Source organism: Mesorhizobium sp. P2_E7, from assembly GCF_056403855.1.
Map to the genome: position 1 here is coordinate 437,501 of NZ_JBFUER010000005.1, position 13,732 is coordinate 451,232.

Here is a 13,732-nt window from a genome sequence, read left to right on the forward strand (position 1 = left end):
GGGCGTACGACCCCATCGACGTCACAGCTTGCCCATGATTTTCTGCTGGAAACCATAGACCTCGCGTTTTCCCCCGAGCGGCACCAGCGTGGCATCGCGCTCTTGTCCCGGCTCGAAGCGCATCGCCGTGCCGGCGGCGATATCGAGACGCATGCCGCGGGCTTTGTCGCGGTCGAATTTCAACCCCTCATTGGTTTCGAAGAAATGGTAGTGGCTGCCGACCTGGATCGGCCGGTCGCCGCTGTTGGCGACTTTGAGCGTCACGGTCGGCAAGCCCGTGTTGAGCTCGATGTCGCCGCTTGCGGTGATGATTTCGCCGGGGATCATCGCGAGCCTCACAGAACGCCGAAGACCAGGCCGACACCGACCGCAGCACATGCCGCCCCGGCAGCGCGGGCAAGGCCGCGAAAGCGCAGGCCGAGACCGAGGCCCGCAGCGATGCCTATGGCATGGAGGAGCGCGGTGGCGACGGCAAAGCCCGCTATGTACTCAAGCCCGGCGGCATTTTCCGGCACTTCGGTGCCGTGGGCATGGCCATGGAACAGCGCGAACAGGCCGATGATGGCGACGCCGGCTGAAACCGGCAGATCGACGGCCAGCGCGACCAAAAGGCCGAGCACGACGACGGAGGCCAAAATGCCCGGCTCGACGAAAGGCAAGGGCATATGCAGCATGCCGAGCGCGCCGCCGGCCAGCATGACGCCGACAAAGGCCAGCGGCCAGGCCCATATCGCCTTGCCGCCCTTGAGCGCGGCCCACAGGCCGACGGCGACCATAACCGTCATATGGTCGAGACCGGACAGCGGATGCGCGAAGCCCGCCGGGAAGGACGAGGTGGACCCGATGCCGACATGGGCATAGGCGGGCATGGCCGCCGCCAGCAACAGGATTGCGGCGAGCGTGGTGCGTTTGGTTGAAGCAGAGATCATCGTTCCTACCTTCCAATTCACGGTAACAGTCATGCGGCCTTGCGCGGACCGCAGCCTTCGGCCTTGAGCACGCGTTTGGTCGAGGCCGGATATTTCTTCAGCTTCTCCACCGGCCGGATAGGACGCGCGGAAAAATTGCCGCCGCAGTTCGGGCAGACGCCGCCCAGCACTTGGTCAGCGCAGTCGGCGCAAAACGTGCATTCGAAGGTGCAGATCAGCGCATCCGCCGCTTCCGGCGGCAGGTCCTTGTCGCAGCATTCACAGTTGGGCCTGAGTTCGAGCATCTCTTTCTCCTCACCTGATCGGTTCGTGCACGGTCACCAGCTTGGTGCCGTCGGGAAAGGTCGCCTCGACCTGGACGTCGTGGATCATCTCGGCGATGCCTTCCATGACCTGCGCACGGGTGACGACATGTGCGCCGGCCTCCATCAGTTCGGCGACCGGGCGGCCGTCGCGGGCGCCCTCGACGACGAAATCGGTGATCAGCGCGATCGCTTCGGGGTGATTGAGTTTGACCCCGCGTTCCAGCCGCTTGCGGGCCACGATCGCCGCCATGGCGATGAGCAGCTTGTCCTTTTCACGCGGCGTAAGGTTCATGCGCTTTCCTGGATTTGGCCTGGATTTGGCTCAGAGTGACCATAATTTGGGCAGACCGGCCCGCCCGTTGAGCAGTTCGACGAGCGGAACCAGCCGCTTGCGCAGCTGGTAACCGTCCTCGGCAAACAGCCTCGCAAGAAGCTTGCCAGATTGTTTCACGCTCCAGGCGCTGACATCGCCGTTCGTGCCGATGATGTCGCGGGCCGGCTCGAGCAAGGCTTCGGCCTGCGGTGAAACCATCAGCAGCGTCGCCACCGCAATGGCGCCTCCGGCAACCGCCGGGCGGCCAAGGGCGGCTGCAATCGCCGGCCCGATGCGGAAATCCTCGGCATGAATGAGTGTGTCGTCCTGGCGGACCCGCCAGCGATCGTGGAAATGGCCTTGCGCGGCCTGTTCGCCCATGGCCAAGCGGCCAAAGACGGTGGCCTCGAGCAGCAATGCCTCGGCGCCTGCCGCAAGCTCGACCTCGAGCGTGCGCGCAAAGGCCGAGCGGTCGAAGACGATGGTTTCCTGCGGCAGCCAGGCGATGCGGCCGTTCGCGCCGACGCTCAGCTTTACCCGCACTTCGGCACGGTCGCTTTCGGCGCGATAGATCTTTTCGCAGGCCTGGGTGGTGATCGAAGCGGAGGCAGCTCGCCCCACATCGATCTCCCAGCCAAGCCGATCGCCGCCAGTCAGCCCGCCTGCGGTGTTGATGAGCACGGCTTCGAGCGGATCGGCCGCAACCGCCGGCATGCGGATCTTTGCCGATCCGTCCTGATAGAGGCGCGAAAGCCTGGTGCGGCCGGCACTTACGCCGCATGCAAGCCGAGCCGCACCAGCGACGCGCTGGGCCGGCAGCACTGCGGTCGAGCCATGTTGCAACGTATCCATCGCCCCAACGTTAAGCACTCCGGCTGCTTTGTCGATATGTAGCTTGTTGATATAGCTTGTTGCTTGACAGCGTTTCCGTTTCTATAGAGGGAGCCTCTTTGGAACGGTCATGCCGCGTCTGGCGGGGTTTTGAAGGCGACGGCGATTTTCAGTCCAGGCAACACGGCGCCAACCAATCGGCGCCGCGAAATGATAAAATTGGGGAAGGAATCGAATGGCTGACGAGCTGGCAACGGAAATCATCGCCAAGATCAGGGCACATGCGGAGCCCGGCGGCGAAGAGATCACCACCAATACGGAATTGACCGCGCTTGGCATCCATTCCCTGGAACTGACCGAGATCATCTTCGATCTCGAGGAGCAGTACGGCATCGAGATCGAGATGAACACGGTCGATGCCTGGAGCAATCTGAAGAATGTCGGCGACATGGTCGAGGCTGTTCGCGCGCTGATCGCGAAGAAAGCCTGAATGCACAAGCGCGTCGTCATTACCGGCATAGGCGGCATATGCGGGCTTGGCACCAATGCGCCTGCGATCTGGAACGAAATGCGCGCGGGACGTTCGGCGATCGGCCAGATCGACAATCCGCTGCTGCATGATTTGAAGGTCAAGGTCGGCTGCGAGATCAAGGCGATGCCGGAGCATGGCATCGGCCACAAGCAGACCGTGTCGATGGACCGCTTCAGCCTCTTGGCAACGATTGCCGCGCGCGAGGCGATGCAGCATGCCGGACTGACGTCGGACGAAGCCACCACCTACCGGATGGGCACGGTGGTCGGCGTCGGCGTCTGCGGCTGGGAAGCGATCGAGGAAAACTATCGCGCCATCCTGATCGACGGCAAGAACCGGGCCGGAATCTTCACCGTCCCGAAAGTGATGCCAAGCGCGGCATCCGGCCATGTCAGCATGAATCTCGGCCTGCGCGGGCCGGTTTTCGGCGTCACTTCGGCCTGCTCGTCGTCCAATCATGCCTTTGCCTCGGCGGTCGACCAGATCAGGCTCGGCCGTGCCGACGTCATGGTCGCCGGCGGCACCGATGCGCCGCTGGTCTGGGGCATCCTGAAAGGCTGGGAGGCGCTGCGGGTGCTGGCACCCGACACTTGCCGGCCGTTCTCAGCCGACCGCCAGGGCCTGTCGCTGGGCGAAGGCGCCGGTATGGCGGTGCTGGAAACCTATGAACACGCCATGGCGCGCGGAGCCGACATCCTGGCCGAGATCGCCGGCGCCGGCCTTTCCGCCGACGCATCCGACATCGTCGCACCGACTGTCGAAGGACCGACGGCTGCGATGCGCGCCTGCCTGGCCGACGCCGGGCTCAACCCCGAGGACGTCGACTATCTCAACGCCCACGGCACCGGCACCAAGGCCAATGACCAGATCGAGACGGCGGCGATCAAGCGCGTGTTCGGCGACCACGCCTACAAGCTTTCGGTGTCGTCGACCAAATCCATGCACGCCCACTGCCTCGGCGCCTCGGGCGGGCTGGAGATGATCGCCTGCGTGATGGCGATCCGCGAAGGCCTCGTGCCGCCGACGGCCAATTTCCGGCAGGCCGATCCCGATTGCGATCTCGACGTCACGCCCAATGTAGCGCGCGAGCGCAAGGTGCGGGCCGCGATCAGCAACGGTTTTGCCTTTGGCGGCACCAATGCCGTGGTGGCGTTCAAGGCGGTCTGACACAAGCGGCAGGCACAGGCCCCGCGCTGGTGAAGACGGTTTGTGCACCGCCCGCCGGTTGATCGGCAAAGACGTCGCGGATAATCCTTCGCAACCCGCCAAACGGCGCGATGCCGCGCCCAAATTCCCGACCGGAGCTTTCGATGACCGACCTGTCCGCCTTTCCGATCACCAAGCGCTGGCCGGCCAAGCATCCCGACCGCTTGCAGCTCTATTCGGCGACGACGCCGAACGGCGTGAAAATATCCATTGCGCTGGAAGAACTCGGTCTGCCCTATGAGGCGCATCTGGTCGAGATCGGCAAGGACCAGAGCTGGACGCCGGAATTCCTGTCGCTGAACCCGAACGGCAAGATACCGGCCATCATCGATCCCGACGGCCCGGGCGGCAAGTCGTTCGGCCTGTTCGAATCCGGCGCCATCCTGCTCTACCTCACCGACAAGACCGGCAAGCTGATCCCGGCCGAGCCGGCGCGGCGCTACGAGACCATCCAGTGGGTGTTCTTCCAGATGGCGGCGATCGGGCCGATCTTCGGACAGGTCGGGTTTTTCAACAAATTCGCCGGACGCGAGATCGCCGACAAGCGGCCGCTGGATCGCTATCGCAACGAATCGCGGCGGCTGATCGGCGTGCTCGAGACAAGGCTGAAAGGCCGCAGCTGGATCATGGATGACGATTTTACCATCGCCGACATTTCGATGCTGGGCTGGGTGCGCAACCTGATCGGCTTCTACGAGGCGCGGGAACTCGTCGGCTTCGACGATTTCCCCACCGTCGCGGCATGGCTGGAGCGTGGGCTGGCGCGGCCTGCGGTGCAACGCGGCCTCACCATTCCAGCTAAAGGCTGATGAGCCGAGCTACTTTGCCTTGGCTTTGGCCTTGGAGCCGCCTCTGCCCATGACAGACGAGGCGAACGATGCCGCGCCCCTTGCGGTGGCGACAACCGCGCCGGCAGCAACGTTGGCTACATTGCGCATGGTGCCTACCGAGCTGCCGCTGGTTGCCGGCTTCTTGGCCTTGGTGGGCTTTGCCGCCACCTTGGCCGCTACGCCCGGCACTACCTTCTTCGGCGCAGCCTTGCCGAAAGCCGGCTTTGCATCCTTGGAGCGCTCCGCGATTGCCGGGCCGGCGCCTGCTTTTGCCTGGGTGGCCTTGGCTGGCGTTGCCCTGGATTTGGCGGCTGCGGGTTTTCTTGCTTTGGTTGCCATCGGACGAAATCCCTCTGTGGCTAAGTTGCCTCGTCAGCGATAACGACCTGAAAGTCTTAAGGTTCCCGTTCAGAAATCCTGAGAATTAAGCGGGATCGCCGACAACAAGGTCGGCGGACCTGCGCCGGCCAAGCACGCGGTCGATATTGGGCATGTCGTTGGAGGCGATCCAGGCGCGTGCGTCTTCGTCGGAACGGCCATGCTCGTGCCAGCGCACCAAAAGGCGGCGCTCGAGTTCGGTGCGCGGCACGTCGACAAAGATGGTGAAGTCGAACAAAGGCGCCAGCCGCGACCACGGCTCCTCGTCGAGCAGCAGGTAATTGCCCTCGACCAGGATGAATTTGGTCTCGGCGGCAACGATGGACGCCGCGGCGCGCGACAATTCCATGCTGCGGTCGAACACCGGGATGGCGATGTCGGGCTCGCCCGAACGGATGCGCTTCAACAGCGTTTCGAAACCGGCGAAATCGAAGGTTTCGGGAGCGCCTTTTCTTGGCCGCAGACCGCGCTGGTTGAGGACGATGTCGTCATAGTGAAACCCGTCCATCGGCACGACTTCCGAGGCACCCTCCGGCAACAGATCATGCAGGCTGGCCGACAGCGTCGACTTGCCGGCGCCGGGCGGGCCGGCAATGGCGACGATGAAGCGCTTCGCCTTGCCGGCGCGCTTGAAGATGGTGGCGGCGAGGTGGGCGATTTCGGACATGAGAGCCTTTTTGGCAGCCGGATGATTTCAGCCGCATCTTGGCGGCTGTTGGCGGAAATTTCAAACCCTGAACTTGCGATGCCGGCAGGCTACGCTGACTTGCCGATGCGCAGGAAATCGCTGTCGAAGGCGACGTTGCGGGTCGAACCGTCGGCTCCGGTGAGGCGCATCCGGCCATCACTCGTCGCGACATCGCGCGGCGGCTCGCCGCTTGCCTGCGGAAGCGCGCCGATGACATGGCGGAAGGAGACCTCGCCGCCGAGCGCAAAGGCGGTCACTACGCCTTCGCGCTTCAGCCAGTTGTCTCCGACCGATGCGGCATGGCCGACCGCGGCGCGGCCGTCCTCGATACCGAGCACGCCGCGATGACGGCCGCTCCACGGCGCGTAATCACGACCGCCATTGCTGAACCACAGCATGGTGACCGGCAATTCGGCCGGGTTCTTCAGCACCAGCACCAGATCCTGCTCGGCCCGGCGCGCCAGCGCCGTCCAGCCCGGACCGCCATGATCGGCCTCGACCATGGTGATGAAATCCTCGCGCTGATCTGCCATGCGGTAATCGGTGAGATCGAGCGTGCCGCCGCCGGTGGCCGGAAAGCGCATCAGATTGGTCGAGCGCGCAGGATAGGCAAGCTTGAAGCGGCCGCGGGCCGGATCGGGCTCCAGCGGTGCGTCCAGCGTTGCGGCGAAGCGTTTCGGCGAAAAAGCCAACCGGCCGCCGTCGCGCATCGCCGTCATCGGATGGTGAGCGGCGGAAACCGCGCCCGAGCCGCCGGAAAAGACATGTTCCTGGTAGAGAAAGGGGTGGCCGTCACGCAGGGTGAATATCTTGTCGACCGTGGCGCCCATGACGGTGCGGCGCAGCCGGAAGACGGCGCGCCAGCCATCGGATGTCGCTTCGCTGGCAACGACATCCCAGCCGCTGTTGGCCGGCCAGCCATGCAGCGGTGCGGCCTCGACATCGCTGGCCGAAAACGGCGCGCACAGAAAATCGCCCGACAGCCGCAGGGTGCCTTCAGGCAGGTCCGGCGGCAGCGTTTCGCCGGCATCGACCCATGGCGCGCGGTGCAGCGGCTTCAGCTGGCGGCCATCGCTGTCGACAGTCATGTCGGCGATATGGCCGACGCTGAGGTCGAGCGTGACCGAGATGCCTTTTGCCTTGATCGTGACCGTATCCATCCATGCACCCGCTGATTCTGATGGCAGCGAACAAACCCGCTCCGCGCCGCTTGCGCAAGCGCAGCTTCCGGCATTTTGCATCAGGGCGATTTTCACCCTCCCCCTTGTGGGGAGGGTAATCCCACACCTAGTGCCGCTTGTACTCGCGCACCGGCGACTTGGTTCCGTCGGTGTAGGTGACCTGGACCGCCATGGACGTCACGCTGTCGGCGACCTTGAAGTAGGGCTGGTAGTCATAAGGGATGGCGTAAGGGTCCTTCTTGTCGCAAGGCGGCAGCTTGATCTCCTTGTCGAGCGCGGTGCCGTTCAGGCTGTAGCGCACCTCCTTGATGCCGCAACGGTATGACAGCATCTGCGAGAAATAGACCAGGCCGTGATTGCCGCTGGCGTCGAAGGCGATCCACGAGGTCCAGAACTGGTCGAGGATCTGCTTGTTGCCCTGCTGGAGTGCGGCTTCCGGATCGAAACTTATGTTGAACGGCCCGGTCTCGCGGCCCCTGAGATCGAGATATTTTACCCCGATGATGGTGGCCGCGGTGCTGTCGGGCAATTCGAAGCTCGGATTGGGCATCGGCTTGCCGGTGCGCTGGTCGTTCATCGCCATCAGCCCGGTATCGGTGAACGGACCTGTTTCACCCAGGCGCCAGGAGATGCCGGTCGCCGCCTCGGGCAGCGAGATGGAGATGGTCCAGCCGGCATTGGAGCGCATCGGCGTCAGCGACGGGGCAAAGCGTGCGGGGTCGAGCACGTCGCCAAGGGCCGTCAGCCTGGTGCGGCTGCGGTCGAGCCAGTCGGCAAGCTGCGTCTGGTCGACGAAATATTTGAGCAGACCGCCATCCTTTTCGTAGGAGACGAACCTGGTCAGCGCCTCGGCCTCGCTGCGCTTGTCGGACAGTGACTGGACGCCGAGCCGATCCTCGGAAAACTCCTGCGCGAGCAGATAGTAGGCCGGTGCGAAATCCGGATTGGCCGCGATGAAGGCGTTGAGCTTGTCGAGACGCTGGGCATCGTCGAACTGCAGGATATGGACCAGCTTGATCGACAGCGCCTTGCCCTTGTCGGCAAGCTGGCCGAACACTTCGCGCGCACCCGCCTTGCCGTCTTGCACGCGCAGCAGGGTGGCAAAGCGTGTGTAGGGATCGACGGCATCGACGTCGAAGCCGGCAAAGGCAAGATAGGAGCGGCGGGCGTTCAGCATGTCGCCGGACAGCTCGTAGACACGGGCATTGTGATAGAATTCGTCCGGCCGCTTCGGCTCGGCGATCGCCCCGCCCTGTGCGGCGAGCGCGGCAAAACCCTTGGCGATGGTGTCGATGGAGGCTGCGATCTGCTCGGTGGTCGCCTGCAGCTTGTCGGCCTGCTCGGCCTGTTTCTGCTGGCCGGCGGCGAGGGTTTCGGTGGTCTGCTTGACCTGATCGACGGTCTTTTGCGTCTGCGCGCCCTGCTCGGCCTGCTGCTGCTGGTTCGAGGCGATCTCCTCGGTCTTTTTCGCCACCGCGTCGGTCGATTGCTTGACCTGGTCGACCGTCTGCTGCGTCTGCGTGACCGTCTGCTCGATCCTGGCCACCCGGGCCGAGACGATGCCCAGCTGCTGCTGCAGCTGGGCGATGGCCGGCACCAGGCCGGCGATCACGCCGTTCTGTGAATTGGTCTGCTGCTGCAGGCCGTAGACGCCGCCGGCAACAGCGGCAGCACTGGTGGCAAAGATCAGCGCCGGCAAAGCCTTGGCGGCGAGCACCAGCCGCAGAACGATGGCGATGGCGATGATGGCGGCGGCAACCGAAGCGACCAGCGCGATGTAGGCGGCGAACGGCGCCAGCGGATTGAGGATGTCGGAGGCAGCCCCGCCGATGAAAGCGACGCTACCGGCCCATTTGCCGGTGCGGCTGAGCGAAGCCCTGATAAGAGATGGCGCGGCCGCGCCAATGTCACCGGTCATTGTCAAATCCCCCAAGCAATTGCCCGCAGCTATAGCAGCAGCGTAGCCCCGCAGGCAAAACAGGACAGGAAACGGGCGATTTCGGGGCGGCGGTGGCGCAAGTTCCTCGCCCCCGCAAAGCGGGGGAGAGGTGGCCGCGAAGCGGCCGGAGAGGGGGCTTCGTAAGCGTCATGCAGCAAAGAAGGATTTCGGAGTCCTATTCTGCATCGTCGGCGCCATCCCCCTCTCCGTCTCGGCTTCGCCGAGCCACCTCTCCCCCGCTCCGCGGGGGCGAGGAAAACCAGACCTGTGTGTTAACCAAATGGACGCGGGCAATGGGTTAGGCTAGGTTCCGGCCCTCTCAGCAACGCCGGACTTGCCTTGCCCGATTTCCATCTCCCCGCCCTTCTCCAGAGATTCGTCGCCGCCTTGGCGCTGCTCGTCTTCGTTGCCGGCTGCAGCACCACGGCGCCGCCCGACAGCGTGCTGGCGGTGCCGGCGCCGCAGGAGAAATATGCGGCCATTGTCGTCGATGCCAGCGGCAAGACCTTGTTCGAGGTCAGTTCGACGGCGCAGCGCTATCCGGCATCGCTGACCAAGATGATGACGCTCTATCTGCTGTTCGAGGCGCTGGAGTCCGGCCGCGTCAGCAAGGAAACGCAGATTCCGGTTTCCGACAATGCGGCAAGGCAGCCGCCGACCAAACTGCGCTTCAGGCGCGGCGAAAGCATCGATGTCGATTCGGCGATCCGGGCGATCGTGGTCAAATCGGCCAATGACGTGGCGGTGGCGGTGGGCGAATATCTCGGCGGCTCGGAGGACCAGTTCGCCGCCATGATGACGTCGAAGGCGCGCCAGATCGGCATGACCAGCACCGTCTTCCGCAACGCATCCGGCCTGCCCGACGCCGGCCAGCACACGACGGCGCGCGACATGGCGACGCTCGGCATGGCGTTGCGCGCCCGCTTCCCGCAGCAGTTCCACTATTTCTCGGAAAGCGACTTCATGTTCCGCGGGCGGCTGGTGCGCGGCCACAACGACATGCTCGGCCGGGTGCGCGGCGTCGACGGCATCAAGACCGGCTACATCAAGGCTTCCGGCTTCAACATCGTCACCTCCTACAATGCCGATGGCCGCCGGCTGATCGTGGTGGTGATGGGCGCCGACAGCGCCCGCCAGCGCAACGACCATGTCGAAGCGCTGATCCAGCGCAGCCTGTCGCCAGCGATGGCCGATACGAAGACGCGGCTGATGTTTGCGGGCGATCAGCCGGCCGCGTCGCCGCTTCCAGGTCTGGAGCCGCCGGGTTCGTCGCTGCCGGGCTTGCCAGATTCGGCGCTCCCCGGGGTATCAGCTCAATAAACAGCTGGCCGATCGGCCCTACCGCACCACCAGCACCGGGATTTCCGTCAGCGACACGACCTCCGCGGTCTGGCTGCCCAGCACCAGCCTGCCCAGACCGCGGCGGCCATGCGAGGCCATGACGATGAGGTCGCAGGCCTCGGAGCGGGAGACGTCGAGGATGGCCTCGGCGGGCGTCCTGTTATCGACGTACAGGGTCTTTACCCGCACGCCGAGCGCTTCGGCCTGGGCCTTGCACTTGTCCAGCACCTCGCGGCCATATTTGCGGGCGTTCTCCTCGTAATTGACCAGCTCTTCGCCGGCGACATAGCCGGCCATTGCCCCACCCCAGGCCAGTGCCGGAAACGGTTCGGAGACGTTGACGAAGGTGACATCGGAGCCAAGGCCCTTGGCCAGTTCGAGGCCGTGGGCGACGCCCTTGGCGGCGAGTTCCGAACCGTCGGTGGCGATCAGGATATGTTTGTACATGGCGACAACCCCTGTTGTGGGGCGATCCAATGCCCCTGGTGGACTGGCGAAGCGCTTCGTGGCGCAGCTCTCCCATGGATATAAGCGCCCCGCCAGCTTGGCCACAGGGCCGGGATGAGGCCAGCCGCCGGTGACCATGGCGCCAGTGTCCGTGTACTCGATCTCTCCTGGAAGGGGCGCGTACTCGCAGATGGCGTTCCCCCTCTCCGTCTCGGCTTCGCCGATCCACCTTGCCGGGGCGAGCCACGGGTCTCGCCCGTCCTTCGGACCCCCCGCTCTGCGGGGGCGAGGAACCCAAGTTTTCCGAGGCGGCGACTCCGGCGATTGGCGTTTCCTCGCCCCCATGAAATGGGGGAGAGGTGGCTCGGCGAAGCCGAGACGGAGCGGGGGCTGTGCTGCCCTACGCGATTGCAAGCAGACTTGCCGGACGCCCGCCGCCACTCATCACAAGCGCTTGCACAGGCCCGCAAATCTCACCGCAACAGTGGCTATGCCGCGCCGGCTTGGCGTATCGTGGGCGCGACAGCAGGAGCCGGCATCATGAGCACCGTCCCAAAACCATCCGAACAGGCCGCCAATGAGAACGACAGCGGCGGCGAGTATTTCGAGGCGCCGCCCTTAGGCGATCACGAAGCCGAGCTGGTTGCCGACGAGGCGCTCGAAGCGCCCGACGTGCCGGACTCAGAACCCATTGGCCATGGCCGCCTGAAGCCGAAGCGAAAGCCGTCGGCGATATCGGGCCGAAAATTCCGCAAGCGCGACCTGGTGCGCATCGACGATCTCAGGCCGAGCCTTGCCGACCGTATCCGCTCCGACCATCCCGACCTGCCGCGCGGCGCCCGCATCAGCCGCGAGGAGCTCGGCCGCTACCGCATGCGCTACATGGAGGAGCTGCTGCAGCAGGAGCATGGCGAATTCTCCGAGCTCGACCGCCAGGTGGTCGAATCGATCGCCAGGCAGGACACGATTTCGGAAAACTCGGAAGAGGAGTTCGAGGAGCACAGGTCGTTCGCCGACCGCGTCTCCGACAATATGGCGGCCTTCGGCGGCAGCTGGTGGTTCCTGATCTCGTTCGGCAGCGTGCTTGCGGTGTGGATCGGCATCAACCTGATCGCGGGCATGAGCAGCGCCTTCGATCCCTACCCCTTCATCCTGCTCAACCTGCTGCTCTCCTGCATCGCCGCCATCCAGGCGCCGATCATCATGATGAGCCAGAGACGGACGGAGGCCAAGGACCGCCTGCGCTCCTTCAACGACTACCGGGTGAACCTGAAAGCCGAACTGGAAGTGCGCCACCTGCACGAAAAGCTCGACTACCTGATCTCGCGCCAATGGACGCGGCTGGCCGAAATGCAGCAGATGCAGCTGGATGCGATGCATGAGCTGACGGGCGCGAAGAAGGCGAAGCGGACGACGCGCAGAGTGCGCAGGAGGGTGGCGAAGGTGGGGCCATGAGAGGTGCACGATAACTACACGTACCGGTTCTCACGGCCACATATCAAAGGCGAGGCGACGTTGACTTACTTCACTGCTTTCACAGTTGCAATATTCTTCGCTTTTCCATAGAATCCAACTCTTTGGGAGGGGGCGCTTTCGAATGGAATTCGATGACACGTACTTTCGCATTGTTCTGAACTTGATGAAAATTCTTTGGGTAGAAGAAATAGACCCACGGTCTGCCGATGTTGACGCCGCTGTTGGGATATTGCTGGAAGAAACGAAGTCTATATGCGAATTGATGGCAGATAAAGATAACGGACTAGAAATTTCACAGAAATTGCCCGTCGGATATTTGGAGAAAAAACTTGCCAACTGGACACTCGCAATTCCTTGGCCTCTAGTAGAATACTTCCCTGACGACCCACTGTTAGATGACCTTTGCAAACTGGCCGAAACTATTAAAATTGGCAACGCCAGTAATTTATGCATATCAGGGTCGGCATGCCACACATCTAGGGCACCATACATAGGCGATGTCGATTTTTGTGAATATGCGTTTGATGACTCACAGGCTATAATTTCTTCTTTAGTCGAGAAACTAACGAAAATCTTTCCTGTCTGCATCCCGATCGAAGTTAAGATGTACTCGGATAGCAAGGAGGGTAACCTGAAAATTATCTGCCCATGGCCTGACCGCGAGCATGATTATGGTGATGATCATAGGCAATTTGTACGTGACGCCGGATCTCGACAGTCAAAAACGGATTATATAGGCCACCTGCCCCGTTACGGCGCAATGCCCGTTACAGCCATGCTGCTTCCAAGCGATCGCAGCAAATCAAAGACAGGCATCTCGTCTAGAAGCTTTTCATTTCAAGAGGCGGTCATCGTGGACCGTGCGGTCGACTCGGTTTGGCCATTGGTAGAAACTCACGAAATTCTGGCCTACTTCAAGTTCCTCCTTGGCGACGTAATACACTACATCAGTTCGCGTCCAATCAAGGCTGTCAAACGCGCCAGCGTCTTGGCTCGATTTTTGCATTTGCCGGCCATGGACCTGAGCCTTTCGGAGGCCCTGTCGTCTGATTACGCAGCTGAAGACGCGGCTGGCAGCCGACGCTCGGAGCTAAATAGGATGACTGCTCAAATTCTCGCCGAAGACCGGCTCGATCACGATTGGCGAACCGAAGTGGAGAAAGTTAACCCAGGCCACTATATGGTGTATACAGATGGAAGTAGGCCTCACGTGTTCGGAGAAGGCGATGCTCGGTCTCTCGTCGAAAACTTCATTGGCGACCTTCGTACACGGATTGGCAGCCTAGATTTGGCACTGGAACGTCACCTTTTTGCCTCCGCTGTGTGACATGATTGC

Annotated in this window: 16 protein-coding genes; 6 read left to right on the forward strand and 10 right to left on the reverse strand. The window is 63.0% G+C overall.

The annotated features are described in order from the left end of the window. Positions 1-21 precede the first annotated feature (21 nt). The 5 genes from AC1DYC_RS25025 to AC1DYC_RS25045 are packed head-to-tail and all read right to left on the reverse strand — an operon-like array spanning position 22 to position 2,399. Positions 22-327 (reverse strand): urease subunit beta, encoded by a 306-nt coding sequence (locus AC1DYC_RS25025; RefSeq protein ID WP_477410449.1) that lies wholly within the window; start codon positions 325-327, stop codon positions 22-24. An 8-nt stretch (positions 328-335) separates the two neighbouring features. After that, positions 336-929 carry a HupE/UreJ family protein gene (locus tag AC1DYC_RS25030; protein WP_477410450.1) on the reverse strand — a complete coding sequence of 198 codons (594 nt, stop codon included), beginning with the start codon at positions 927-929 and terminating at the stop codon, positions 336-338. 29 nt (positions 930-958) lie between these two features. After that, positions 959-1,213, reverse strand: coding sequence for a DUF1272 domain-containing protein (locus AC1DYC_RS25035; RefSeq protein WP_477410451.1), 255 nt, complete (start codon positions 1,211-1,213; stop codon positions 959-961). A gap of 10 nt (positions 1,214-1,223) precedes the next feature. Further along, positions 1,224-1,526: an urease subunit gamma gene (locus tag AC1DYC_RS25040; protein ID WP_023693076.1), complete on the reverse strand. Its 303-nt coding sequence runs from the start codon at positions 1,524-1,526 to the stop codon at positions 1,224-1,226. 30 nt (positions 1,527-1,556) lie between these two features. Then, a complete protein-coding gene (locus AC1DYC_RS25045) occupies positions 1,557-2,399 on the reverse strand; it encodes an urease accessory protein UreD (protein ID WP_477410452.1) in 843 nt (280 codons plus the stop codon). A 214-nt stretch (positions 2,400-2,613) separates the two neighbouring features. On the opposite strand from AC1DYC_RS25045, the gene AC1DYC_RS25050 reads away from it, so the two are divergent. The 3 genes from AC1DYC_RS25050 (at position 2,614) to AC1DYC_RS25060 (ending at position 4,925) form a co-directional block, all read left to right on the forward strand. Next, a complete protein-coding gene (locus AC1DYC_RS25050; protein ID WP_023671226.1) occupies positions 2,614-2,868 on the forward strand; it encodes an acyl carrier protein in 255 nt (84 codons plus the stop codon). After that, positions 2,869-4,077, forward strand: a complete 1,209-nt coding sequence (locus AC1DYC_RS25055) for a beta-ketoacyl-[acyl-carrier-protein] synthase family protein (RefSeq protein ID WP_477410453.1) — start codon at positions 2,869-2,871, stop codon at positions 4,075-4,077. Positions 4,078-4,220: 143 nt separating this feature from the next. Continuing rightward, entirely contained in the window at positions 4,221-4,925 is a 705-nt protein-coding gene (locus tag AC1DYC_RS25060; protein ID WP_477410454.1) for a glutathione S-transferase family protein, read from the forward strand. Between the two features lie 9 nt (positions 4,926-4,934). Here the strand turns inward: AC1DYC_RS25060 and AC1DYC_RS25065 are convergent, their stop codons facing one another. The 4 genes from AC1DYC_RS25065 to AC1DYC_RS25080 all read right to left on the reverse strand — a co-directional run bounded on the left by AC1DYC_RS25065 (position 4,935) and on the right by AC1DYC_RS25080 (position 9,111). Next, positions 4,935-5,285, reverse strand: coding sequence for a hypothetical protein (locus AC1DYC_RS25065; protein ID WP_477410455.1), 351 nt, complete (start codon positions 5,283-5,285; stop codon positions 4,935-4,937). A gap of 85 nt (positions 5,286-5,370) precedes the next feature. Continuing rightward, positions 5,371-5,991: a nucleoside triphosphate hydrolase gene (locus AC1DYC_RS25070; RefSeq protein WP_477410456.1), complete on the reverse strand. Its 621-nt coding sequence runs from the start codon at positions 5,989-5,991 to the stop codon at positions 5,371-5,373. Positions 5,992-6,080: 89 nt separating this feature from the next. Further along, positions 6,081-7,172 (reverse strand): hypothetical protein, encoded by a 1,092-nt coding sequence (locus AC1DYC_RS25075; RefSeq protein WP_477410457.1) that lies wholly within the window; start codon positions 7,170-7,172, stop codon positions 6,081-6,083. 127 nt (positions 7,173-7,299) lie between these two features. Then, positions 7,300-9,111 carry a methyl-accepting chemotaxis protein gene (locus AC1DYC_RS25080; protein ID WP_477410458.1) on the reverse strand — a complete coding sequence of 604 codons (1,812 nt, stop codon included), beginning with the start codon at positions 9,109-9,111 and terminating at the stop codon, positions 7,300-7,302. 408 nt (positions 9,112-9,519) lie between these two features. On the opposite strand from AC1DYC_RS25080, the gene AC1DYC_RS25085 reads away from it, so the two are divergent. Then, on the forward strand, positions 9,520-10,452 hold the full coding sequence (locus AC1DYC_RS25085) for a D-alanyl-D-alanine carboxypeptidase family protein (RefSeq protein ID WP_477410459.1): 933 nt from the start codon (positions 9,520-9,522) through the stop codon (positions 10,450-10,452). Positions 10,453-10,470: 18 nt separating this feature from the next. Here the strand turns inward: AC1DYC_RS25085 and AC1DYC_RS25090 are convergent, their stop codons facing one another. Further along, the gene (locus tag AC1DYC_RS25090; protein WP_477410460.1) at positions 10,471-10,920 is read right to left on the reverse strand and encodes a universal stress protein; all 450 of its coding nucleotides are present in this window, start codon (positions 10,918-10,920) and stop codon (positions 10,471-10,473) included. Between the two features lie 540 nt (positions 10,921-11,460). Between AC1DYC_RS25090 and AC1DYC_RS25095 the strand changes: the two genes are divergently transcribed. Next, positions 11,461-12,375, forward strand: coding sequence for a DUF1003 domain-containing protein (locus tag AC1DYC_RS25095; protein WP_477410461.1), 915 nt, complete (start codon positions 11,461-11,463; stop codon positions 12,373-12,375). Between the two features lie 142 nt (positions 12,376-12,517). Then, complete coding sequence (locus AC1DYC_RS25100) at positions 12,518-13,723, forward strand: hypothetical protein (protein ID WP_477410462.1); 1,206 nt, start codon at positions 12,518-12,520, stop codon at positions 13,721-13,723. Positions 13,724-13,732 lie beyond the last annotated feature (9 nt).